Genomic DNA, 21181 nt, shown 5'->3' with positions numbered 1-21181 from the left:
GCATTGGTGGACCGGTGGCCGTCAGTCCTGGATCACGCGATAGAAGTTCCAGTAGGACGAGCCTGAGACCACGAAGGGCTCGAGCTTCTTTCCCCATTGGGCGTGGGCGTCGATCTTCGACAGCTTGGCGAACATCTCTTCGATCTGCGCCAGGCTTTCGACGTTGTGGTTGACCTCGATCGTGGCTTCCTTGGCGCCGATCGATCCGGTCAGGATCTGCATCGCCATCTTGTCGGTCCCGGCTTGCGGACCGATTTCACGTTCCCATTGGCGCAACAGATCGATGGCGCTTTGTTTGTGCCCGAAGCGGGCATCGATCTTCCAGCGTGCGACGAACATGGCTTCCTCCCATTCTGCGGGCGACCATTCGCCCGCATCCGATCACTCGTCCCAGGCCTGCACGACGGTCTGCCGCGCGATCTTGCCATCCTTGAGTTCCAGCATGGCGGCGCAGAAAACCTTGGTGCCGTCCGGGTAGGCACAGGCTTGCGAGAAGGCGAGGCTGTCGCCTTGCGCGATGGTGGTGTCGACGCGGTGGGTCATCGCCCGGCTGCAGATGTCATCCCAGAAGGTGGTGATCGCAGCCCGGCCGCGGATCTCGCGTGGCTTGCTCGGCGGGTTGTTGCGGTCGATGACGCGCACCAGCGCGTCGTCGGCATAGAAGCTGGACAGCATCTTGCCGTCGCGGCCTTCGATCGCCTTCTTGATCGAGGCACCGGTCACGGCTTCCTTGGTGGCAAGCATGTGTTCCTCCTTTCGGTGCCGCGTTGGGCACCTGGTTGATCGGTCGGTGGGCCTATTGCGACTTGGCCTTGGCCGCTGCCATGGCCGTGTCGACCTCCTGCTTGAACTGCGGGTAGTCGACCTGCATGCCGTTCAGCACCGTCGACCAGTGACGCACGATCGCCGACATCGCCACGGCCTCGCGGATCTCCTCGTCGGTGGCGCCGTTGGCCTTGGCGGCCGCGGTGTGGAAATAGATGCAGTACTGGCACGGGATCTGCGCTGCGACCGCCAGGCCGAGCAGTTCCTTGGTCTTGCCGTCCAGCTCGGTCTTGGGGTTGAGCTGAATGCCCTTGAATTCGGCCCAGGCGCCGGCGACGCCGGCCTCCGGAAACTGTTTGAAGAAGCCGGGCACCGAGCCGAGCGTGGCCTCGATGTCCTTGTAGGTCGTCGCGGCAGTGGCGTCTTCGGCGATGGCGCCGGATGTGGCCAAAGCGGCGAGTCCGGCGGCAACCGCGAGCGATGCGAACAGTCTGCTCTTGCTCATCTTTTCCTCCATCGGCAGGTGCGAGGCCCGATTTCAGCCTGCCTGCATGGGGAGAATTTGTAGCCGCCGGCGACGCCTTTCCGCTTCGCCCGAAAGGGCCATTTCCGCTATGGCCCGTCCGGGCCAGCCTGGCGGGCGGCAAACGCCGCTGCCGCCGCGCGTGACGGCAGGTCGAGCTTCAGCAGGATGTTGGCGACATGGCGCTTGACCGTGTGCTCGCTGAGGCTGAGCTCCGCGGCGATCGCGGCATTGCTCTTGCCGTCGGCGATCAGTGCCACCACCTCGTTCTCGCGCACCGTCAGGGTCGATGGCTCCACCGTGATCGCCCGGCTGCGGCAGGCCGGTTCCAGGTGCTGTTCCGACGTCGCCTCGACCAGCGCCAGCGGCTCGTCGAGATCGTCGAGGGGCAACCTTCCGGCATCGATGAAACGCAGGCCCGAACCGGCGGCAAGATCGGCGACCAGCCGCGAGGCGAGGATGCCGCCGCGCCCGGCATGGTCGGCGATCTGCGCCGCCACGCGGATCGCCAGACCGGAGAGAGGCCCGCGCATCTCGACTTCGCCGACATGCACGCCTTGCGCGCTGGCGATGCCGATGTCCTGGGCCGCCTCGCGCAGGGCGGCGGCGCAGCGCACCGCCCGTGCCGGGCCGTCGAAGCGCGAGACCAGCATTTCGCCATGCTGGTCGGCGACGCGGCCGCCGTGTCGCCCGACCAGGAGGCGCCAGGTCTCGTGGAAGCGCAGGCTGCGCTCGCTCCACATCCGGTCGCCCAGCCGTGCCGTATCCGAAATGCGGGTGACCAGCAGGGCGGCCAGCACCCGTTCCGTGTCGGGTGCCGCATGCGCCCCGGTCAGGAATTCCTCGACCAGGTCGGCGACACGGTTGACGTCGCCCGTCCAGATCGGATGGTCGCGCCCGGTGATCTCGGCAAGCCGCGCCCCGGGGATCTTCTGCGCGAGGTAGCGGCTGGCGTCGGGATTGACCCGCGCGTCGTTGCGGCGATGGATCAGCAGCGTCGGCGCGCGGATGCGCGCCAGCTCGCCACGTACGTCGATGTCCGCGTTCATCCGGGCCAGTGCGGCGGCGGCGGCCGGGCTCGCCGACAGGCGCTCGAAGCGGGCCCACCAGTTGGCGAAGCGGCTGTCGTCGACACGTCCGGGCGCGAACTGCGCCAGGGTTGCGCCTGTGCCCCACGCGGTCGCCGCCGCCTCGATGAAGGCGTCGAGCCGGTCCCGCGCCATCACCCATCTGTGGAACTGCGCGTAGCCGCCATAGAGCACCAGCGACCGGGTGCGCTCCGGATAGGTCGCGGCAAACAGGATCGCCATCGGCGCGCCCTCCGACGCGCCCAGGATCGCGGCACGGCTCGATCCGACGGCGTCCATCACCGCGCGCACGTCGTCCATGCGCGTTTCGAGGCTGGGCAGGGCATGCGCGTCGACCCGGTCGGACAGCCCGGTTCCGCGCTTGTCGAACAGGATCAGCCGGGAAAAGGCCGACAGCCGGTGCAACAGCCGGCTGTAGCCTTCGTCTTCCCAGTGCAGGTCGAGATTGGAGATGAAACCCGGCACGAAAACCAGGTCGATCGGCCCCTGGCCGACCACCTGATAGGCAATATGGACGTCACCGCTGCGCGCATACCGGGTCGCGATCGGCCTCATCGGAGCCACCCCGTCGGCAAAAACCATTAGGGATGGTTAACATAGCAGATGTTTGGTCGGGAGGAACGGCCTGTTCCGCCCGTCGCTATGCGCTCAGGCGGCGTCCTGCCTGGGGCGCCGGATCGTGGCTCCAGCCTCGATCACGGTCGGCTTCATGCCGTCGCCGCCGGCGTCCAGCATCTCGAAGAACTGGCGGCGCATGCGCGGGTCCCAGAACTTGTTGATGTGCTCGGCGATGCCCGCCACACCTTCCTCGTGCGGCTTCGAATCGAAGAAAGTGGCGATCTGGTTCGCCATGTAGACGAGCTTTTGCTTGGTGCTCATCCTGCCGTCATCATGCGACATTTTTCGCGGCTCCGGTATTCACGCGGTCAGGGTGGGTGAAGATGTCGAAATCGTCGCCGCGCACCAGCGCGACGAGTGTCATGCCCGCCTGTTCGGCGGTGCGGATGGCCAATGCCGTGGGCGCCGAGACGGCGATGATGAAGGGCGCGCCGATGGCCGCCGTCTTCTGCACCATCTCGACCGAGACGCGGCTGGTCACCACCACCGCGCCCGAACCGCCGGCGATGCCGGCCCGGTCAAGCGCGCCGGCCAGCTTGTCGAGCGCGTTGTGGCGCCCGACGTCCTCGCGCGCCGCGACCACGCCCTTGCCCGGCACGTAGAAGCCGGCGGCATGCACCGCGCCCGTTTCGGCGTGAAGCGGCTGCATCTTGGACAGCATCTTGACCGCCTGCACGATGTCCTCGGCGGCAAGGCCGAGCACCGGCCGGTGCACGTCGCAGACCGAGCGCATCGCTTCCTCGATGGATTCGATGCCGCACAGGCCGCAGCCGACGGGGCCGGCGAGGCGGCGCCGACGCTGTTCGAAGCGCTTGTTGGCCTTGTCCTTGAGCCGGATCTGGATGTCGATGCCGGCCTCGACGTCGAGCACCTCGATCGACTCGATCTCCTCGACCGAGCCGATGATGCCTTCGGTCAGCGAAAAGCCGAGCGCGAAATCCTCGAAGTCGGCCGGGCTCGCCATCATCACCGCATGCGTGGTGCCGCCATAGGACAGCGCCACCGGCGTCTCCTCGGGCACCATGCGATTGGCCGCCGAGGTCCCGCTCGCCCGTCGGGCGAGGCGGGATGTCTGGGTGATGGCGGGACGGTCGCTCACCGCTGGGTTACTCCGCAGCTTCCAGATGGCCGGCGATGCGGCGGCTCTGCTGTGCCTGCTCGTTGTATTCCTTCTGCCAGTCGGACGGACCGTTGGAAGGCGACACCTGCACCGCCGTCACCTTGTATTCCGGACAGTTGGTTGCCCAGTCCGAGAAGTCGGTGGTGATGACGTTGGCCTGCGTGTCGGGGTGGTGGAAGGTCGTGTAGACCACGCCCGGCGACACGCGGTCGGTAACCTGCGCCCGCAGCGTCGTCTCACCGGCGCGGCTCTTCAGCCTGACCCAGTCGCCATCGCGCAGGCCGCGGTTCTCGGCGTCGTGCGGATGGATTTCGAGCAGGTCTTCCGCATGCCAGGCGACGTTCTCGGTGCGCCGCGTCTGCGCGCCGACATTGTACTGGCTGAGGATGCGGCCGGTGGTGAGCAGCAGCGGGAAGCGCGGGCCGGTCTTTTCGTCCGTGGCCACGTATTCGGTGCGGATGAACTTGCCCTTGCCGCGGACGAAGCCGTCGATGTGCATGATCGGCGTGCCTTCCGGTGCCTTCTCGTTGCACGGCCACTGGACCGAACCCATCTTCTCCAGCCGGTCGTAGGAGACGAGCGCGAAGGACGGGGTGGTCTTGGCGATCTCGTCCATGATCTCGGACGGGTGCTTGTAGTTCCAGTTGAGGCCCATGGCCTGGGCGAGCAACTGCGTCACTTCCCAGTCGGCGTAGCCGTTCTTCGGGGTCATCACCTTGCGCACGCGGTTGATGCGGCGTTCGGCGTTGGTGAAGGTGCCGTCCTTCTCGAGGAAGGTCGAGCCCGGCAGGAAGACGTGCGCGTAGTTCGCCGTCTCGTTCAGGAACAGGTCCTGCACCACCACGCATTCCATCGCGGCGAGGCCGGCGGAGACGTGCTTGGTGTCGGGGTCGGACTGCAGGATGTCTTCGCCCTGGATGTAGATGCCCTTGAACGTGCCGTCGACGGCCGCGTCCAGCATGTTGGGGATGCGCAGGCCCGGCTCTTCGTCGAGCTTGACGCCCCACAGGCTGTCATAGATGTCGCGCACCGCATCGCCCGAGACGTGGCGGTAACCCGGCAGTTCGTGCGGGAACGAGCCCATGTCGCACGAGCCCTGCACGTTGTTCTGGCCGCGCAGCGGGTTCACGCCGACGCCCGGCCGGCCGATGTTGCCGGTCAGCATGGCGAGGTTGGCGATGCCGATGACGGTGGTCGAACCCTGGCTGTGCTCGGTCACGCCGAGGCCGTAGTAGATCGCGCCGTTGCCGCCGGTTGCGTAGAGGCGGGCCGCACCGCGGATCGTCTCCGCCGGAACGCCCGACAGCTTCTCGACTTCCTCGGGGCTGTGGCGCGGATCCGAGACGAACTCGATGTAGTCCTGGAATTCCGACCAGTCGCAGCGCTCGCGGATGAACGCCTCGTTGAACAGGCCCTCGGTGACGATGACATGCGCCATCGCGGTAACCACGGCCACGTTCGTGCCCGGCTTCAGCGCCAGGTGATGCTCGGCCTGGATGTGCGCCGACTTGACCATTTCCGTGCGGCGCGGATCGATGACGATCAGCTTGGCACCGGCGCGAATGCGCTTCTTCAGGCGCGAGGCGAAGACCGGGTGTGCCGAGGCCGGGTTGGCGCCGATGATCAGAGCCACGTCAGTCTGCTCGACCGAATCGAAGTCCTGCGTGCCGGCCGAGGTGCCGTAGGTCTGGCCGAGGCCGTAGCCGGTCGGCGAGTGGCAGACGCGGGCGCAGGTATCGACGTTGTTGTTGCGGAAGCCCTGACGGATCAGCTTCTGGACGAGGTAGGTCTCCTCGTTGGTGCAGCGCGACGAGGTGATGCCGCCGACGGCGCCACGGCCGTACTGGTACTGGATGCGGCGGAATTCCTTGTTGGTGTATTCGATCGCCTCTTCCCACGACACTTCGCGCCACGGATCGGAGATCTTCTCGCGGATCATCGGGTTGAGGATGCGCTCCTTGTGGGTGGCGTAGCCATAGGCGAAGCGGCCCTTGACGCAGGAGTGGCCGCGATTGGCCTTGCCGTCCTTCCACGGCACCATGCGCACCAGCTCTTCGCCGCGCATCTCGGCCTTGAACGAGCAGCCGACGCCGCAATAGGCGCAGGTGGTGACGACCGAGTGTTCCGGCTGGCCGATCTCGATGACCGACTTTTCCGTCAGTGTCGCCGTCGGGCAGGCCTGCACGCAGGCGCCGCACGACACGCACTCGCTGTCGAGGAACAGTTCATGTGCGCCCGGCGAAACGCGGCTGTCGAAGCCACGGCCTTCGATCGTCAGCGCAAAGGTGCCCTGCACCTCTTCGCAGGCACGGACGCAGCGCGAGCAGACGATGCACTTGGACGGATCGTAGGTGAAGTAGGGGTTGGATTCGTCCTTGGCCATCCACTTGAAGTTTTCGGCGCCGTCGTTCTTGGCGCGAACGTGGTTGTCGCCTTCATAGCCATAGCGCACGTCGCGCAGGCCGACGGCGCCGGCCATGTCCTGCAGTTCGCAGTCGCCATTGGCAGCGCAGGTCAGGCAGTCCAGCGGGTGGTCGGAGATGTAGAGCTCCATCACGCCCTTGCGGATGTCCTTGAGACGTCCGGTCTGGGTGTGCACCACCATGCCCGGCGCCACCGGCGTCGTGCAGGAGGACGGCGTGCCGTTGCGGCCTTCGATCTCCACCAGGCAGAGCCGGCAGGAGCCGAAGGCGTCGACCATGTCGGTGGCGCACAGCTTCGGGATCTCGATGCCGGCGTCCATCGAGGCGCGCATGATCGAGGTGCCCTCGGGCACGGTGACCTCGAAGCCGTCGACGGTGAGGGTGACTTGTTTCTCGGACTTGGAGGCGGGGGTGCCGAAGTCGATTTCGTGTACGAGACCCATGATGCTGTCTCCTATTCCGCTGCCTGGGCGACCGTTGCCGGCCGGAAGTCTTCAGGGAAGTGATTGATGGCGCTCATCACCGGATAGGGCGTGAAGCCGCCGAGGGCGCAGAGCGAACCGAACTTCATAGTATTGCAGAGGTCGGTCACCAGCGCGAGTTGCTTTTCCGGCTCGATGTTCTGGGCCAGCTTGTCGAGCGTCTCGACGCCACGCGTCGAACCGATGCGGCAGGGCGTGCACTTGCCGCAGCTTTCGATGGCGCAGAATTCCATGGCGAAGCGTGCCTGCTTCAGCATGTCGGCGCTGTCGTCGAACACGGTGATGCCGGCGTGGCCGATCAGGCCGTCCTTGGCCGCGAAGGCCTCGTAGTCGAACGGCGTGTCGAACAGGGCGCGCGGGAAGTAGGCGCCGAGCGGGCCGCCGACCTGCACCGCCTTGACCGGACGTCCCGATGCGGTGCCGCCGCCGATCTCGTCGACGATCTCGCCCAGCGTCAGGCCGAAGGCCACTTCGAACAGGCCGCCATGCTTGACGTTGCCGGCGATCTGGATCGGGATGGTGCCGCGCGAGCGGCCCATGCCGAAGTCCTTGTAGTACTGCGCGCCCTTGTCCATGACGATCGGCACGGAGGCGAGCGAGATCACGTTGTTGATGACGGTTGGCTTGCCGAACAGGCCCTGGATGGCCGGCAGCGGCGGCTTGGCGCGCACCACGCCGCGCTTGCCTTCGAGGCTGTTCAGCAGCGAGGTTTCCTCGCCGCAGACATAGGCCCCTGCGCCGGAGCGAATCTCGATGTCAAAGCCTTGGGAGGATCCGAGAACGCTCTTGCCTAGTACGCCTGCTTTCCTGGCGACCTCGACCGCCTTCGTCATCACCGCGATGGCATGCGGGTATTCGGAACGGATGTAGACGTAGCCCTTGGTGGCGTGGGTCGCGAGGCCGGCGATTGCCATGCCCTCGATCAGCACGAAGGGGTCGCCTTCCATGATCATGCGGTCGGCGAAGGTCGCCGAGTCGCCTTCGTCGGCATTGCAGACGATGTATTTCTGGTCGGCTGCCGTATCGAGGACCGTTTTCCACTTGATGCCGGTCGGGAAGCCGGCGCCGCCGCGGCCGCGCAGGCCGGACTCGGTCACCTGCTTGACGACGTCTGCGGGGGCCATCTTGACCGCGTTGCGCAGGCCGGTCAGGCCGCCATGCGCTTCGTAGTCTTCCAGCGACAGCGGGTCGGTGATGCCGCAGCGCGCAAAGGTCAGGCGCGTCTGCTTGGCGACGTAGGGCAGCTTTTCCGGGTCGCCGAGCGACAGCTTGTGCTGGCCGCCGGTGACGAAACCTGCGTCGAACAGCGAGGCCACGTCCTTGGCCGCTACCGGGCCGTAGGCGACGCGGCCGGCGTCGGTCACAACTTCGACCATCGGCTCGAGCCAGTACAGGCCGCGCGAGCCGTTGCGCACGATCTTGGCATCGACGCCGCGGTCGGCAGCTTCCTTGGCGATCGCCTTGGCGACCTTTTCGGCACCGAGCGAAAGCGCGCCGGAATCGCCGGGAACGTAGATCGTCACGCTCATTTGCGCACCTCTTCGGCGATTTCTTCGATCTTGTCTGCGTCGAGCCGGCCGATCACTTCGCCGTCGAGCATCGCGGCCGGCGCACAGGCGCACAGGCCGAGGCAATAGATCGGCTCCAGGGTCACCGCGCCGTCCTTGCTGGTCTCGTGGAAGCCGATGCCGAGCGTCTGCTTGATCTGGGCGGCGATGGCGTCGCTGCCCATCGACTGGCAGGCCTCGGCCTGGCAGACCTTCAGCACATGCCGTCCGGCCGGGTTGTGGCGGAAATCATGGTAGAAGGTGAACACGCCGTGGACTTCGGCCCGCGAAATGTTCAGCGCCTCGGCGATGATCGGCAGGCTCTCCTGCGGAACATAGCCAAACTCTTCCTGGACACCGTGAAGAATCGGGATCAGCGGACCCTCGAGGTTCTTCATTTCGCTGATCACCGCGGCCGTACGCGCGGCGAGTTCGGTACTTGCTGGCTGCATGACCACGCAGCGCCCTCCCTGACACTGGCGCCTTACATGGGCGCTATATTCCTATTGAAACCGATCTTGGCCGCCGGAATCAATAAAGCTGTTTCGTCACATGATAAAAATTTTCTATCGAGTGGACAAAACCAGGTGGAGTATAGCTCAGGCCTTGCGGCGGAAATCGCCTGCCAGCGTCATGGCTTCGTCAAGCAACGCCTGCACCAGCGTGGTGTTCGGATCGCGGCGCGCCACCACCAGCCCGACATTGTGGCTGGCGTCCGGTTCGATGATCGGGATCGCCCGGATGGGCTCGGCAAAACCGAAGGTTTCCGCGAGGTTCAGAGGCATGATCGACGACCATTTGCCGGTCCGGATGTGCGAGAACAGCACGATCATCGAATTCGATTCGAGTGTCGGCCGCACCTGCACGCCGGCGTCGGCCAGATGCTGGTCGATGATGCGGCGGTTCTGCATGTCGGGGGTCAGCAGGCACAGTGGCAGCGTGCTCACCTCTTCCCACGTCACCTTGTCCCGATCGGAATACTCGTTTCCCGTGGCGGTGATCAACTGGTAGCGCTCGGCATAGAGCGGCACGCTGGTCACGCGCCCGAGCGGTTCGTTGTCGAGATAGGTGATTCCCGCGTCGATCTCGAAATTGCCGAGCAGCGACAGCACCTCGATCGACGTGCGCGACAGGATCGAGAAGGTGACGCCGGGATGCTTGTCGCGAAACGGCGTCGTCAGCCTCGGAATCATCGCCAGCGCCGTCGGGATGGCGGCAATCCGGATGCGGCCGGACAGGCCGTGGCGCGCGGCGCGCATCTCCTCGCGCATGGCGCGCGTGTCGCCGACGATTCGCCGGGCCCAGTCCAGCACCTGCCTGCCTTCCGGCGTCAGGCCCTGGAACCGCGAACCGCGCTGCACCAGCATCACGCCCAATATGTCCTCGAGCTGCTTGATCCCGGCCGAAAGCGTCGGCTGGGTCACGCCGCATTCCTCGGCTGCGCGTCCGAAATGTTGCTCTCTGGCGAGCGCGATGAAGAATTCGAGCTTGTCGATCATGCCGGAAAACTATCCGGCGCCGATCGATTAGGCCAGCCATCACATTGCACTTGCTGCGAAAATCACTGGTTGATGAGGTTCAGTATGTTCCCGTCGGGATCCTTGAACCAGGCAACCCTGATGTCGCCGAAGACATGCACGTCGCCTTCGAGGCGGGTATCGGGCATGTCGTAGTGCTCGAATGTGACGCCTTTCGACTTCAACTCGTCGACCAGCCTGTCGATCTTGTCGCCGACGGCCCAGCTTACCGCCGTCGCCTTGTTGGTTCCGGCAAAGTCCGACCGATAGACGTTGATCACGGTGTCGCCGCTCTTCAGCACCGACACGTCCTCGCCCATGTGGTCGACTTCCCTGAGGCCGAGCGTGCGCTCGTAGAAGGTCTTGGCGCGTCCGAGGTCCTTGACGGCCAGATTGGCAACGGCGTTGACTTGACCAAGCATGTCAGTCTCCTTCTGGTGTTGCCCCCGCATTCTGATGAAATAGCGCCGTCCCGGCGGGGCGACAGGTCTCGTGGCGCCTGATCGGTGACGTCACGTGGCGGCAAGACGCTCTTGTTCGGCGATCGCCTTGAGCCGGGCGAGGCCCATTTCGAAGTCCGCGCCGACCATCTTGTCGAAGTTCATGAACACCTGCATCACCTTGGACATGAAGGGCGACGGGCCGGTCATTTCCCAGCCCAGCCGCGTCCTTGCGCCCTGTGGCTCCATCGTGAAGCGCGCCACATTGTGCGCCTCGAACGGCTTCATGAAGTCGAGCTTGATGACGATCTTGTGCGGCTCCGCCACATCGGTGATCTCCATCCGGCCGGTGCCGACATTCTTGTTGCCGCTCCATTCGTAGACCGCGCCTTCGCCTGCTTCGGCGCCGCTCAGCGTGCGCTTGAGGTCGGCGTCCCTGTCTTCATAAGGCGACCAGTCGCGCCATCTGCGAAAGTCGTTGATCAGCGGAAAGATCGCCTCCGGTGCTGCATCCACATAGGTCGTTCGCCGGATGGTGAAAGTGGCAGGCTTGGTGGTGGCGATCGCCAGGATGGCGATGATCGCGAGCACGGCCAGGCCGAGGATGATGGCGAGGAACTGCATTGTCGTCTCCTTGGAATGGCAGGATCAGCGGCGGAACGGGATCAGCGCCTGCAGGCGCTGATCCCGCAGGTAGAGCCCGCCCCAGGCCATCAGCCCGAGATAGACGCCGAACAAAGTGTGCGAAAACAGCGGGTTGCCGATGCGCAGATGGATGGCGATGGCGCCGCCGAGATAGCCGGTCAGCAGGATCGCACCGAGGATCGCCGTCCGCGGCCAGGCATACAGGGCCGTGCAGATGAGCGTCAGCGCGCCGAGGGTCCGGGCAAGTTCAGGCGGAAAGCCGAGTGCCGCGGTGGTCTCGATCACCACCTGAAGCGGCACGAGCTTGATTGCCGCGTCAAACACCAGGAAGGTGATCAGCGCGCCGCTCAACACGCGGCCGGTCCACAGTGCCGCGTTCGAACTTGCGGGCGTTTCAATGGCTGGATAGGTCATGTTTTCCTCGTGAAATTGCGTTTGCGCCGCCTATGCGCCTGCATTGCCGCGGCTGATCATCCAAGGCATTTCGCGATGCGTCAGCATTGCCGACGATCTCGCCGTCGAAAACCTTGGCATAGAACCCGAAGGCCTCGCGGCAGTTGCCGTTGGAGAACGGGTGGTTGACGAATTTCATCGAACGGCTCCCTGGCTGGGGTTTCTTCACCAAGGACGCACCGGGCTGGTCGATGCCGACACATCGGCGAAAAAAATCCTGCCCTGGACACATGGGGCACTTTGCCTCTGTGCCAACCTGCGCCGCCCGCTGCCATTTCGGGTAGCTTGGTTCTTTCGCCAAACTGCATTATCTGAAACCCAACAGGGAAGCAGACAGGTTCGTCACATGACAGTCACCAAAGAAACCGTTGTGGAGCGTCTCAAGACGGTCAACGGCCCGGATTTCTCAGGCAACATCGTCGATCTCGGATTGGTGTCCGACATCTTCATCGCTGACGGGAAGGTGTTCTTCTCGATCACCGTGCCGGCCGCGCGGGCCCAGGAAATGGAGCCGCTGCGCGCCGCCGCAGAACGCGTCGTCAAGGCCATTCCCGGCGTCAACGGCGCTGTCGTCGCCCTGACCGCCGAGAAGAAGGGCGGCGGCATGGAAGCGCCGGTGCCGTCGAAGCCGGCGCCGCGTCCGGCGGCAGCGCCCGCGGCCCGTCCCGCCCCACACGCGCCCGCCTCGCAGTCGCAAGGCAAGCGTGGCGTGCCCGGCATCGCCGCGATCATCGCGGTTGCCTCCGGCAAGGGTGGCGTCGGCAAGTCGACGACGGCGGTCAACATCGCGCTCGGCCTCGCCGCCAACGGCCTCAAGGTCGGCGTGCTCGACGCCGACATCTACGGCCCGTCGATGCCCAAGCTTCTCGGCATCCATGGTCGGCCGGAAACGGTCGACGGCAAGATTCTGAAGCCGATGCAGAATTTCGGCCTCAAGGTCATGTCGATGGGCTTCCTCGTCGATGAGGAGACGCCGATGATCTGGCGCGGCCCGATGGTCATGTCGGCGCTGACCCAGATGCTGCGCGAGGTCGAATGGGGTCCGCTCGACGTGCTGGTGGTCGACATGCCCCCCGGCACCGGCGATGCCCAGCTGACCATGGCCCAGCAGGTTCCGCTGGCCGGCGCGGTCATCGTCTCCACGCCGCAGGATCTGGCCCTGATCGACGCTCGCAAGGGCTTGAACATGTTCAAGAAGGTCGACGTGCCGCTGCTCGGCATCGTCGAGAACATGAGTTATTTCATCGCTCCCGACACCGGCAAACGCTACGACATCTTCGGCCATGGCGGCGCGAAGAAGGAAGCCGAGCGCCTCGGCGTCACCTTCCTCGGCGAAGTGCCGCTGGAAATGGGCATCCGCGAAAGCTCCGATGCCGGCACGCCGGTCACGGTGGCCCGGCCCGACAGCGTCGAGGCGAAAACCTATCGCGACATCGCCACCAAGGTCTGGGAGCGGCTCCAGCAGGAGCAGGGCGCCGCTGCTGCCGCCACGCCGACCATCGTGTTCGAATAGGCGTTTCGGGGGCGGTTCGCCGCCCCATTCCCCGGCGCGCAAGCAGGCCTGGAACCGCTTTTGAAGCGGTGACCGGGGCTAGTTTTGCTCGCCTTCGGCGCGGCCAAGCGCTGCATATTCGACCGCCAGATAGTCCAGCAGCGCGCGCACGGACGGCAGCAGGCCGCGGCGTGACGGGAACACTGCGTGGATGATGCCGGTCTTGGGTGCCCAGTCCGGCAGGACGTCGACAAGCGTTCCGGCGGCAAGGTCCGCCCTGACGACCATGGTCGGCAGCTGAACCACCCCGACACCGCGCAGTGCCGCGTGGCGCAGCGTCACCATGTCCTCGGTGACGAAGCGCGGGACGTGCGGGATGCGTGCCGTTGCGCCGCTGGGGCCGTCGAGTCGCCATTCATAGTCGCCATGCACCGGACCCCAGGCGAGACTTGGAAACGTGCTGAGATCGGCGGGAACCACGCCGCCGGGGCATTGCGCGAGCAATGCGGGGCTGGCGACCAGCCGTTGCGGGCTGTCTGCCAGCACCTTCATGACGAGGTCGCTTTCCTCCAGCGGGGGAAAGCGCACGCGGATCGACAGGTCGAACCCCTCGCGGATCACGTCGACGCGCCGGTTGGTGCTCTCGAGATGGACCTCGACCTTCGGGCACTCGGCCATGAAGCCGGCGATCATCTCGCTGACCTGGAAGTAGACGACGGAGGAGGGGCAGGCCACCCGCACGATGCCTTGCGGCTCGGAGCGGGTCCGCTCGATGACCTCCTGCGCCGCCTCGGCCTCGATCAGCATGGCGACACAGTGGCGATAGTATTCCATGCCGATCTCGGTGACGGCGAAGCGCCGGGTCGAGCGCTGGATCAGGCGGATGCCCAGGCGTTCCTCGAGCAGGCCGATGCGCCGGCTGAGCCTCGATCGCGGCATGCCGAGCTTGCGCGCCGCGGCGGCGAAGCCGTTCTGGTCGACGACCTGGACGAAAAAATAAAGATCATTCAGGTCATGCATGGCCGTCGATTGTCTCGTCTGTAGGACAGTGTGACCGAATTCTGGTGTCTACTGCGTTTTGTGTCCTGCGCATATTCTCTTTGCAACACAACCCGTCGAGGGTTCGCAAGGAGAAAGATGATGAGAAAGATACTAGGGGTCTACAGCGCCTCGTCGCCGCATTGGGTCGGCGATGGCTTTCCGGTTCGCTCGGTCTTTTCCCAGACGACGCTCGGACAGCATGTCAGCCCTTTCCTGCATCTCGACTATGCCGGCCCGGCCGACTTTGCGCCGACCGACAGGCCGCGCGGCGTTGGCGTCCATCCGCATCGCGGTTTCGAGACCGTCACCATCGTCTACCAGGGCGAGGTCGAACATCGTGACTCGACCGGTGCAGGCGGCCTGATCGGTCCCGGCGACGTCCAGTGGATGACGGCTGCAAAGGGCATCCTGCACGAGGAGTTTCATTCGAAGGCGTTCACCCAACAAGGTGGCGTGCTCGAGATGATCCAGCTCTGGGTCAACCTGCCGGCCAGGGACAAGAACGCGACCCCCGGCTACCAGACGTTGCTCGATGCCGACATTCCCGCAGTCAAGCTTGACGACAAGGCCGGCACGCTGCGCGTCATCGCCGGCGACTTCCAGGGCAAGTCTGGACCGGCCCGCACCTTCACGCCGATCAACATGTGGGATCTCCAGCTCAAGTCCGGTGGCGAGACGTCACTGGAACTGCCGGAGGGCCATGCAGCCGGCCTGGTCGTGCTGCGCGGCAACATCGTCGTCAACGGCACAGAACTGGTGCACGATGCCCAGTTCGTCCTGCTCGACCGCAGCGGCGGCGAGTTCACCATCGCTGCGTCGAGCGACGCCAGCGTGCTTCTTCTGAGCGGCGAGCCGATCGACGAGCCTGTCGCCTGGCAAGGACCGTTCGTTATGAACACCCAGGAAGAACTCCAGCAGGCCTTCGCCGATTTCCGGCGCGGCGGCTTCGGTCGGATCGAAAGCTGACCGGATGAGATCAAGGGCCCGGCTCCGGCCGGCCCCTTGCAAGCACGGCCCGTACGAGAGCGCGAGCCGAACAGCAGCAACGAGCCACTACCCCCAACGAACATGGCTCATCACCCCCAGGAGACGACAATGAGCACGAACAACAACATCGCGAACTTCAACGGCCAGCGCCCGGTCATCGACCCCAACGACGCCGTGCTGCTGCTGATCGACCACCAGAGCGGCCTGTTCCAGACCGTCGCCGACATGCCGATGACGACGCTGCGCAACCATGCTGCCGCGCTCGCCAAGATGGCGACGCTCTCCAACATCCCCGTCATCACCACCGCCTCGGTGCCGCAGGGCCCGAACGGCCCGCTGATCCCGGAGATCCATCAGAACGCACCGCATGCCAAGTACGTGGCCCGCAAGGGCGAGATCAACGCCTGGGACAATCCTGACTTCGTCGCCGCGGTCAAGGCGACCGGTCGCAACACGCTGATCATCGCCGGCACCATCACCAGCGTTTGCATGGCCTTCCCGTCGATCAGCGCCGCCTATGACGGCTACAAGGTCTTCGCCGTGATCGACGCTTCCGGCACCTATTCGAAGATGGCGCAGGAGATCACCCTTGCTCGCGTCGTCCAGGCCGGCGTCGTGCCGATGGATACCGCGGCTGTTGCCTCGGAGCTGCAGAAGACCTGGCACCGCGAGGACGCCCAGGAATGGGCCGAGGTCTACACCAAGATCTTCCCTCCCTACCAGCTGCTGATCGAGAGCTACCTCAAGGCGCAGCAGGTCGAGAAGGATCACGAGCAGCTCGACTCGCAGAAGTAAGGACGACAGGCCTGGCGGGGCATTTGCCCCGCCAGGTCCGATTTTGAGAACACTGCGTCCCGGAATGCGCTCTTATAGGGCGATGCAAGAACGACGATATGACTGCTGCAATCACAGAACACATGCAGGAGGCACCAATGACTTTGCAACTGACGGGCATCCACCATCTGACCGCGATCACCGCGGACGCGCCGGCGAACCTGCGCTTCTACACCAACACGCTCGGCCTGCGGCTGGTCAAGAAGACGGTCAACCAGGACGACACCAGCGCCTACCACCTGTTTTATGCCGACGGCGAAGCAACGCCGGGCACCGACCTGACCTTCTTCGACTGGCCGGTCGGCCGCGAAAGGCGTGGCACGCACAGCGTCGCCTGCACGGGCCTGCGGGTTTCGAGCGAAAAGAGCCTGGGCTGGTGGCAGGAACATCTGAAGCAGTCGGGCGTGGCGGCCAGCGAGATCGCCGAAATCGCCGGCCATCGCGCCATTGATTTCGAGGATCCCGAAGGCCAGCGCTTCCGCCTCATCGACGATGGCGGCAAGGGCGATGCCCATCCGTGGGCAAAGAGCCCGGTTCCGGCAGAACACCAGATCAGGGGGCTTGGCCCGATCACGCTCAGCGTTCCCGACCTTGCGCCCACCGAGCTGGTGCTGACCAAGGTCATGAACATGCGCCAGGTGCGCGACCATGCCTCCGCCGACGGCAACGGGCATGTCCACGTCTTTGCCATGGGCGAGGGCGGTCCGGCGGCCGAGCTGCATGTCGCGGTGGAGCCCAAGCTCCAGCCGGCCCGGCAGGGCGCGGGCGCGGTACACCACGTCGCCTTCCGCACGCCGGACCTGGACTCGATGCATGAATGGACCGAGCGGCTGGCCAGCGTGCGCCTGCCGTCGAGCGGCGAGGTCGAGCGCTACTATTTCCGCTCGCTCTATTTCCGCGAGCCGAACGGCATCCTGTTCGAGATCGCCACCGACGGTCCGGGCTTCACCGCCGACGAGCCGTTGGAAACGCTGGGCGAACGGCTGGCCCTGCCGCCCTTCCTCGAGCCGAAGCGGGCCTCGATCGAAGCCAAGCTGAAACCGCTTGTTTGAGCGTCACTGCCGGGAGGCGACAACCTCCCGGCAATCGATGACGGTGTGGAGTGAATGACATGACGAAGCTTCTGGGAATCTCGGGCAGCCTCAGGCACGGCTCCTACAACTCCGCCCTGTTGCGGGCGGCGGTTGCGATGACGCCGCAAGGCGTCGAGCTCCACCCCGCCTCGATCCGGGGCATTCCGCTCTACGACGCCGACGTCGAGGCGACCGACGGCATTCCCGACACGGTTGCGCAACTCAAGGAGCTTGTCGCCGGCGCGGACGGCCTGGTGTTGTTCACTCCCGAATACAACAACTCGATCCCCGGCGTGTTCAAGAACGCCGTCGACTGGATGAGCCGTCCGGCGAGCGACATCAAGCGCGTCTTCGGCGGCAAGCCCGTTGCCGTGCTCGGCGCATCGGCGGGTGGTTTCGGCACGGTGCTCAGCCAGAATGCCTGGCTTCCGGTCCTGCGCACGCTCGGAACCGAACCGTGGTTCGGCGGCCGCATGCTCGTCGCCCGCGCCCACAGCGTCTTTGACCAGGCCGGCGCCATCGTCGACGACGGCGTGCGCCAGCAGTTGCGTGATTTCGTCCACGGCTTTGCCGAGTTTGCCAAACGCACGAAGACCTAGGCAGGCCGATAGCGGCTCCGGTCAGTGCGCTGCCTGGGCGGTGCTTTCGCGGATGATGATCTCGACGGGCAGGATCGTCTCCATCGGCACGTTTTCGGCACTCTCGCCGTTCATCAGCTGCAGCAGCACGGTCGCCGCGGTGCATCCGGCGACATGCGACTGGATCCGAACGGTCGTCAGCCTTGGCCGGATCAGCTCCAGGAAGGGCATGTCGTTGAAGCCGGTGACCGACACCTGGCGCGGGCAGTCGATGCCCCGCTCGCGCAACTCGTCGATCGCACCAAGGGCGAGACGGTCGTTGGCGCACAGGATCGCGGTGAATTTCCTGCCCGAGGCCAAAAGGTCCTGGACACAGCGCGCCCCGTCCTTTTCGTCGAAGCGCCTGGCGGTGACGACAAGCTCGGGTCGGAATTCGACCGAGAGCCTTTTTGCGGCATTGCGGAAGGCGGCGAGGCGGAGCTGGCCGGTCGACAGGTCCTGCGGACCCGCGACGTGGGCGATGTCGCGATGTCCGAGGTCGCGAAGGTGGCCCAGCATCTCGCAGATGCCGGCGTCCTCGTCGTTGATGATGTAGGGGATCTGGGAGTTTTCGACCATGCGGTTGAGCGTCACCACCGGGAGGCCCTCGGATGCGGCCCGCGCGATGGTGGGGTCGCTTCTCAGCACGGCGGCATGGATGATGCCGTCGACGCCACGGTCGCGCAGCACGTCGACGAGGCGGCTTTCGCGGTCCCGTTCGCTATCGGTGTTGACGATGATCGATGCATAGCCGAGCGGTTCCAGCACGCTTTCGATGCCGCGCAGGATCGGCGGAAAGATGACGTTGGTGATGTCGGGGATCATCACTCCGACCGTCATCGTGCGATTGGTGCGCAGGCCGGCGGCGATGCGGTTCGGCCGATATCCCAGCGCGTCCGCCGCAGCCTGGATGCGGCTTGCGACTTCCTCGGTGATCGACTTGCGCTCGACCGGATCCAGGGCGCGGGACACGGTCGATACGTGGACCCCCGTCTCGCGCGCAATGTCCTTAAGTGTGATCCGTTTCTGCCGCATGCTGACAACCCCTGATTTGTGCAAATTAACAGACCCGGCATGTGTCACGCAATCGTTTGCGAAAATTCCTTGACCGTCTTGCGGGGCCGTGGTACTCCATCCTCGCAATCGATTGCACGGAGGAGCTTGTGCATCGAGGCGGAATGCTTTGTCGTCTGGGAGGATGGCGAAGCGGATACCCCAACAGTTGCGCAAGAGGGAGCAGGCAAAGCCGCAGGACGAGATCTGTCGGGGTTCGGAATCCAGCCAGCGTGTCTCGATAGGTAGACGCCTGGTTACGCATACAGTCGATCGCTAACGGGAGGAAAGCGTATGAGATTGAATACATTGCTCGCTGCGGCAGCCGCAGCGGCGCTGATGGCAAGCGCGGCTCATGCCGAAAATCTGAGGATAGGCGCCTCACTGCCGATCACCGGCGGATTGTCGGTCAGCGGCGAGAAGCACAAGCGGGGCTACGAGCTCTGCACCAAGCTGATCAATGAGGCCGGGGGCATTCTCGGCCGCCAGGTCGAGCTGGTCGTCAGCGACAACCGTTCTGACACGGCAACCGCGATCAACCAGTACGAGCGCTTCATCAACGTTGACAAGGTCGAGGCGGTCTACGGCACGTTTTCGAGCCGCCTGACCTTCCCGGTCGCCAGCATCCTGTCGAAATACAACATGGTGCACGCCATCCCTTCGGGCGGCGCGCTGCGTATCTATGAGCAGGGCTACAAGAACCTGTTCTACTTCCAGGTCAATGCCGCCGAATATACCGGCAAGGACGTGGCCGCGGTGATCAAGCAGCTCATCGCCGAGGGCCAGGCGCCGAAGACGGTTGCCGTCGTTTCCGCTGACGACTTCTTTGCCAATGCCATCGAGGCCGGCCTGCTCGGACAGAAGGTGAAGGACCCGGCGACCGACAAGGAGATCGCCGATCTCGCACCGGGCTACCTCGCCGATGTCGGCATCGAAGTGGTGATGAAGGAGAAATGGCCCGAGGAAGGCTTCAACGACTGGCTGAACCTCGCCAACTCGATCAAGCGCTCCGGCGCCGAGACGATCATCGGCCTGACCGCCTCGGCGGAAGAGGCGGTGCAGTTGACGCGCAGCCTGAAGACGGTCGGCGCCACGCCCAAGTTGGTCTACCTCAGCCAGGGTGCGCAGACCGAGTTCATCGAGGGCGTGGGCAAGGAGGCCGCCGACGGCGTGCTGATCCACACCACCTGGCACAAGGACGTGCCGTTCGAGAGCACGCTGGCCGGCAAGCCGTTCAACAATGCCGACTTCGTCAAGGCCTTCACCGCTGAATACGGCGTCGAGCCGGACGAGGACAGCGCCATTCCGTTCGCTGTCTGCCAGGGCATCGAGCAGGCAATGATCGGCGCCGGCACCACCGACAACGCCAAGATGGGCGAATGGTTGCACGCGCGCACCAAGGACAACCCGGTCCGCACCGTGCTCGGCCGCTTCTCCTGGGACGAGGTCGGCCTGCCGGTCGAGAAGTCCCACATCATGACGCAGTGGCAGGGCGGCGAGCTGAAGTTCGTCTACCCGACGGGCGAGTTCGAAGGCGTGTCGCCGTTCAGCTACCCCAAGAACGGGTTCTGACAAGACTGGCAGGGAGGACGCCCCACCTGGGCGTCTTCCCACCGCCGGCGGCTGCCGGCGTAGTCTGGCCCGCCGCCGGTGCTCCGGCGCAATTCGGCCCACCGCCGGTGCTCCGGCGCAACTCGGAATGGGAGATCGGGCGGATGCTCGAAGTCAAGAATCTTTGCAAGCATTTCGGCGGCATCAAGGCCGTCGACGGAGCCACGTTCACGGTCGAAAGAGGGTCGATCACCGCCCTGATCGGACCGAACGGCGCCGGAAAGACCACCGCCTTCAACTGCATCAGCCGGACGGCGGCGCCGTCCTCCGGCGAGGTCTGGCTCGACGGTGAGCGCATCGACCATTTGCGGCCGCACAAGGTCACGGCCAAGGGCCTGAGCAGGACCTTCCAGATTTCGCGCAACCTCGGCGACATGACGGTGATCGAAAACGTCATCGTGCAGTCCAAGGTCGACGGCCTGCGCGGCCTTTTCCGCCCGGCGATGACGTCGGAAGAAAAGGACAAGGCGATGTCGATCCTCGATTTCCTCGGCATCACCCGCATCGCCCACGAGGACGGCCACAACCTGTCCTACGGCCAGAAGAAGCTGATGGATCTGGCCGCACTGCTGATGTCGGACCCCAAGATCATCCTGCTCGACGAACCGGCCGGCGGTGTCAACCCGTCGCTGATGGAAGAGATCGTCGGCCATATCCGCGCCCTCAACGACAAGGGCCTGACGGTGCTGATCGTCGAACACAACATGGAACTGATCATGCGGCTTTCGCACAAGGTCGTGGTCATGGCGCATGGCAAGGTCATCTGCGCCGGCACCCCCGACGTCGTCCGCAAGGACCCGCATGTGCTCGACGCCTATCTCGGCGGCGTGCTCGAAGACGAGGCGGCATGAG

General features: G+C 65.0%; 23 protein-coding genes. 7 read left to right on the top strand and 16 right to left on the bottom strand.

The features are described from left to right. Positions 1 to 21: 21 nt before the first annotated feature. The 14 genes from ASC75_RS21920 to ASC75_RS26220 form a co-directional block, all read right to left on the bottom strand. Complete coding sequence (locus tag ASC75_RS21920; RefSeq protein ID WP_055980447.1) at positions 22 to 339, bottom strand: hypothetical protein; 318 nt, start codon at positions 337 to 339, stop codon at positions 22 to 24. Between the two features lie 42 nt (positions 340 to 381). Continuing rightward, complete coding sequence (locus ASC75_RS21915; protein ID WP_055980445.1) at positions 382 to 744, bottom strand: nuclear transport factor 2 family protein; 363 nt, start codon at positions 742 to 744, stop codon at positions 382 to 384. Positions 745 to 796: 52 nt separating this feature from the next. Next, positions 797 to 1270 carry a carboxymuconolactone decarboxylase family protein gene (locus ASC75_RS21910; protein ID WP_055980985.1) on the bottom strand — a complete coding sequence of 158 codons (474 nt, stop codon included), beginning with the start codon at positions 1268 to 1270 and terminating at the stop codon, positions 797 to 799. A gap of 107 nt (positions 1271 to 1377) precedes the next feature. Continuing rightward, positions 1378 to 2931: an alpha/beta fold hydrolase gene (locus ASC75_RS21905; protein ID WP_055980981.1), complete on the bottom strand. Its 1554-nt coding sequence runs from the start codon at positions 2929 to 2931 to the stop codon at positions 1378 to 1380. A 93-nt stretch (positions 2932 to 3024) separates the two neighbouring features. Continuing rightward, positions 3025 to 3255: a formate dehydrogenase subunit delta gene (locus tag ASC75_RS21900; RefSeq protein WP_244487911.1), complete on the bottom strand. Its 231-nt coding sequence runs from the start codon at positions 3253 to 3255 to the stop codon at positions 3025 to 3027. A gap of 10 nt (positions 3256 to 3265) precedes the next feature. After that, complete coding sequence (gene fdhD / locus ASC75_RS21895) at positions 3266 to 4093, bottom strand: formate dehydrogenase accessory sulfurtransferase FdhD (RefSeq protein WP_055980439.1); 828 nt, start codon at positions 4091 to 4093, stop codon at positions 3266 to 3268. Between the two features lie 7 nt (positions 4094 to 4100). Beyond that, on the bottom strand, positions 4101 to 6980 hold the full coding sequence (gene fdhF / locus ASC75_RS21890; RefSeq protein ID WP_055980437.1) for a formate dehydrogenase subunit alpha: 2880 nt from the start codon (positions 6978 to 6980) through the stop codon (positions 4101 to 4103). 11 nt (positions 6981 to 6991) lie between these two features. Further along, on the bottom strand, positions 6992 to 8548 hold the full coding sequence (locus ASC75_RS21885; protein ID WP_055980434.1) for an NADH-quinone oxidoreductase subunit NuoF: 1557 nt from the start codon (positions 8546 to 8548) through the stop codon (positions 6992 to 6994). After that, positions 8545 to 9024 carry a formate dehydrogenase subunit gamma gene (locus ASC75_RS21880; protein WP_055980430.1) on the bottom strand — a complete coding sequence of 160 codons (480 nt, stop codon included), beginning with the start codon at positions 9022 to 9024 and terminating at the stop codon, positions 8545 to 8547. The genes ASC75_RS21885 and ASC75_RS21880 overlap by 4 nt, the downstream gene beginning before the upstream one ends. A gap of 141 nt (positions 9025 to 9165) precedes the next feature. Then, the gene (locus tag ASC75_RS21875) at positions 9166 to 10065 is read right to left on the bottom strand and encodes a LysR family transcriptional regulator (RefSeq protein ID WP_055980427.1); all 900 of its coding nucleotides are present in this window, start codon (positions 10063 to 10065) and stop codon (positions 9166 to 9168) included. A gap of 62 nt (positions 10066 to 10127) precedes the next feature. After that, positions 10128 to 10505, bottom strand: a complete 378-nt coding sequence (locus tag ASC75_RS21870; protein ID WP_055980424.1) for a VOC family protein — start codon at positions 10503 to 10505, stop codon at positions 10128 to 10130. 90 nt (positions 10506 to 10595) lie between these two features. Further along, positions 10596 to 11147 (bottom strand): SRPBCC family protein, encoded by a 552-nt coding sequence (locus ASC75_RS21865; RefSeq protein ID WP_055980420.1) that lies wholly within the window; start codon positions 11145 to 11147, stop codon positions 10596 to 10598. A gap of 24 nt (positions 11148 to 11171) precedes the next feature. Further along, the gene (locus tag ASC75_RS21860; protein WP_055980416.1) at positions 11172 to 11582 is read right to left on the bottom strand and encodes a DoxX family protein; all 411 of its coding nucleotides are present in this window, start codon (positions 11580 to 11582) and stop codon (positions 11172 to 11174) included. After that, positions 11563 to 11760, bottom strand: coding sequence for a hypothetical protein (locus ASC75_RS26220; protein ID WP_156381352.1), 198 nt, complete (start codon positions 11758 to 11760; stop codon positions 11563 to 11565). Before ASC75_RS26220 ends, ASC75_RS21860 begins: the two co-directional genes overlap by 20 nt. Before the next feature lie 207 nt (positions 11761 to 11967). On the opposite strand from ASC75_RS26220, the gene ASC75_RS21855 reads away from it, so the two are divergent. Then, complete coding sequence (locus ASC75_RS21855; RefSeq protein WP_055980413.1) at positions 11968 to 13134, top strand: Mrp/NBP35 family ATP-binding protein; 1167 nt, start codon at positions 11968 to 11970, stop codon at positions 13132 to 13134. Between the two features lie 78 nt (positions 13135 to 13212). On the opposite strand, the gene ASC75_RS21850 is transcribed toward ASC75_RS21855, so the two are convergent. Continuing rightward, positions 13213 to 14133 (bottom strand): LysR family transcriptional regulator, encoded by a 921-nt coding sequence (locus ASC75_RS21850; RefSeq protein WP_055980411.1) that lies wholly within the window; start codon positions 14131 to 14133, stop codon positions 13213 to 13215. Between the two features lie 120 nt (positions 14134 to 14253). On the opposite strand from ASC75_RS21850, the gene ASC75_RS21845 reads away from it, so the two are divergent. From ASC75_RS21845 to ASC75_RS21830, 4 genes are all read left to right on the top strand, one after another. Further along, on the top strand, positions 14254 to 15120 hold the full coding sequence (locus ASC75_RS21845) for a pirin family protein (protein ID WP_055980978.1): 867 nt from the start codon (positions 14254 to 14256) through the stop codon (positions 15118 to 15120). 129 nt (positions 15121 to 15249) lie between these two features. After that, complete coding sequence (locus tag ASC75_RS21840; RefSeq protein WP_055980408.1) at positions 15250 to 15936, top strand: hydrolase; 687 nt, start codon at positions 15250 to 15252, stop codon at positions 15934 to 15936. A gap of 137 nt (positions 15937 to 16073) precedes the next feature. Next, positions 16074 to 17027: a ring-cleaving dioxygenase gene (locus ASC75_RS21835; RefSeq protein WP_055980405.1), complete on the top strand. Its 954-nt coding sequence runs from the start codon at positions 16074 to 16076 to the stop codon at positions 17025 to 17027. Positions 17028 to 17086: 59 nt separating this feature from the next. Further along, positions 17087 to 17647: an NADPH-dependent FMN reductase gene (locus ASC75_RS21830; protein ID WP_055980401.1), complete on the top strand. Its 561-nt coding sequence runs from the start codon at positions 17087 to 17089 to the stop codon at positions 17645 to 17647. 21 nt (positions 17648 to 17668) lie between these two features. On the opposite strand, the gene ASC75_RS21825 is transcribed toward ASC75_RS21830, so the two are convergent. After that, positions 17669 to 18700, bottom strand: coding sequence for a LacI family DNA-binding transcriptional regulator (locus ASC75_RS21825; protein ID WP_055980398.1), 1032 nt, complete (start codon positions 18698 to 18700; stop codon positions 17669 to 17671). 312 nt (positions 18701 to 19012) lie between these two features. Between ASC75_RS21825 and ASC75_RS21820 the strand changes: the two genes are divergently transcribed. Both ASC75_RS21820 and ASC75_RS21815 read left to right on the top strand, forming a co-directional pair. Then, positions 19013 to 20290 (top strand): amino acid ABC transporter substrate-binding protein, encoded by a 1278-nt coding sequence (locus ASC75_RS21820; RefSeq protein ID WP_055980396.1) that lies wholly within the window; start codon positions 19013 to 19015, stop codon positions 20288 to 20290. A 143-nt stretch (positions 20291 to 20433) separates the two neighbouring features. Further along, entirely contained in the window at positions 20434 to 21180 is a 747-nt protein-coding gene (locus tag ASC75_RS21815; RefSeq protein WP_055980977.1) for an ABC transporter ATP-binding protein, read from the top strand. Position 21181 lies beyond the last annotated feature (1 nt).

Origin of the sequence: Aminobacter sp. DSM 101952 (assembly GCF_001424795.1) — a bacterium.
In the GTDB taxonomy this organism is placed as follows: domain Bacteria; phylum Pseudomonadota; class Alphaproteobacteria; order Rhizobiales; family Rhizobiaceae; genus Aminobacter; species Aminobacter aganoensis.
The sequence above is the reverse complement of the archived record's forward strand: the minus strand, read 5'-3'. Positions and strand labels throughout refer to the sequence as shown.

Excerpts from the sequence above, each read along its gene's own strand:
- ASC75_RS21840 (WP_055980408.1), top strand. The coding sequence starts at position 15,250 with ATGAGCACGAACAACAACATCGCGAACTTCAACGGCCAGCGCCCGGTC.
- ASC75_RS21915 (WP_055980445.1), bottom strand. The coding sequence starts at position 744 with ATGCTTGCCACCAAGGAAGCCGTGACCGGTGCCTCGATCAAGAAGGCG.
- ASC75_RS21870 (WP_055980424.1), bottom strand. The coding sequence starts at position 10,505 with ATGCTTGGTCAAGTCAACGCCGTTGCCAATCTGGCCGTCAAGGACCTC.
- ASC75_RS21860 (WP_055980416.1), bottom strand. The coding sequence starts at position 11,582 with ATGACCTATCCAGCCATTGAAACGCCCGCAAGTTCGAACGCGGCACTG.
- ASC75_RS21865 (WP_055980420.1), bottom strand. The coding sequence starts at position 11,147 with ATGCAGTTCCTCGCCATCATCCTCGGCCTGGCCGTGCTCGCGATCATC.
- ASC75_RS21845 (WP_055980978.1), top strand. The coding sequence starts at position 14,254 with ATGAGAAAGATACTAGGGGTCTACAGCGCCTCGTCGCCGCATTGGGTC.
- ASC75_RS21855 (WP_055980413.1), top strand. The coding sequence starts at position 11,968 with ATGACAGTCACCAAAGAAACCGTTGTGGAGCGTCTCAAGACGGTCAAC.
- ASC75_RS21850 (WP_055980411.1), bottom strand. The coding sequence starts at position 14,133 with ATGCATGACCTGAATGATCTTTATTTTTTCGTCCAGGTCGTCGACCAG.
- ASC75_RS21910 (WP_055980985.1), bottom strand. The coding sequence starts at position 1,270 with ATGAGCAAGAGCAGACTGTTCGCATCGCTCGCGGTTGCCGCCGGACTC.
- fdhF (WP_055980437.1), bottom strand. The coding sequence starts at position 6,980 with ATGGGTCTCGTACACGAAATCGACTTCGGCACCCCCGCCTCCAAGTCC.
- ASC75_RS21825 (WP_055980398.1), bottom strand. The coding sequence starts at position 18,700 with ATGCGGCAGAAACGGATCACACTTAAGGACATTGCGCGCGAGACGGGG.
- ASC75_RS21885 (WP_055980434.1), bottom strand. The coding sequence starts at position 8,548 with ATGAGCGTGACGATCTACGTTCCCGGCGATTCCGGCGCGCTTTCGCTC.
- ASC75_RS26220 (WP_156381352.1), bottom strand. The coding sequence starts at position 11,760 with ATGAAATTCGTCAACCACCCGTTCTCCAACGGCAACTGCCGCGAGGCC.
- ASC75_RS21835 (WP_055980405.1), top strand. The coding sequence starts at position 16,074 with ATGACTTTGCAACTGACGGGCATCCACCATCTGACCGCGATCACCGCG.
- ASC75_RS21900 (WP_244487911.1), bottom strand. The coding sequence starts at position 3,255 with ATGAGCACCAAGCAAAAGCTCGTCTACATGGCGAACCAGATCGCCACT.
- ASC75_RS21830 (WP_055980401.1), top strand. The coding sequence starts at position 17,087 with ATGACGAAGCTTCTGGGAATCTCGGGCAGCCTCAGGCACGGCTCCTAC.
- ASC75_RS21920 (WP_055980447.1), bottom strand. The coding sequence starts at position 339 with ATGTTCGTCGCACGCTGGAAGATCGATGCCCGCTTCGGGCACAAACAA.
- ASC75_RS21905 (WP_055980981.1), bottom strand. The coding sequence starts at position 2,931 with ATGAGGCCGATCGCGACCCGGTATGCGCGCAGCGGTGACGTCCATATT.
- ASC75_RS21815 (WP_055980977.1), top strand. The coding sequence starts at position 20,434 with ATGCTCGAAGTCAAGAATCTTTGCAAGCATTTCGGCGGCATCAAGGCC.
- ASC75_RS21875 (WP_055980427.1), bottom strand. The coding sequence starts at position 10,065 with ATGATCGACAAGCTCGAATTCTTCATCGCGCTCGCCAGAGAGCAACAT.
- ASC75_RS21820 (WP_055980396.1), top strand. The coding sequence starts at position 19,013 with ATGAGATTGAATACATTGCTCGCTGCGGCAGCCGCAGCGGCGCTGATG.